The organism is Pseudomonas sp. I2 (genome assembly GCF_040984075.1).
GTDB lineage: Bacteria > Pseudomonadota > Gammaproteobacteria > Pseudomonadales > Pseudomonadaceae > Aquipseudomonas > Aquipseudomonas guariconensis_B.
This window is the reverse complement of record NZ_JBCGFQ010000237.1, coordinates 1-384: the sequence shown is the minus strand read 5'-3', so window position 1 is coordinate 384 and position 384 is coordinate 1. Positions and strand designations below refer to the sequence as shown.

The window sequence follows — 384 nt, the reverse complement described above, 5'->3', positions numbered from 1 at the left end:
CCATTGTACCGGTATATTCAGTGGTTGCGTCTGCGACGCGCCTGTTGGCGCCTGGCGTTCAACCCCCGCGATAAAGTCATCGATATTGCCCTTGATGCCGGATTTCAGAATGCGGAGTCGTTCAGTCGTGCCATCCGTACCGCGTTTGACCAAATCCCGACCCAATTCCGTCAACAACCGGACTGGGCCGAGTGGCATCGACGCGTACCGAAACATACGCTACAGGAGCAAACGTCGATGGACGTCAACATTATTTCGTGCCCCTCCACCCGGATAGCCGTACTGCAACATCGCGGTAGCCCGGACCTTGTCAACGCCACCGCCGCGCGTTTTATCGCCTGGCGTAAGACGAGCGGACTATCGCCCGTCGCCACCAGCGATACC

General features: G+C 58.3%; 1 protein-coding gene. It reads left to right on the top strand.

Translation table 11 applies throughout. From position 1 onward, the window contains the following. Positions 1 to 3 precede the first annotated feature (3 nt). Positions 4 to 384: helix-turn-helix domain-containing protein (locus WCE05_RS26420; protein ID WP_368816899.1), on the top strand; the 381-nt coding region annotated here is incomplete at its 3' end.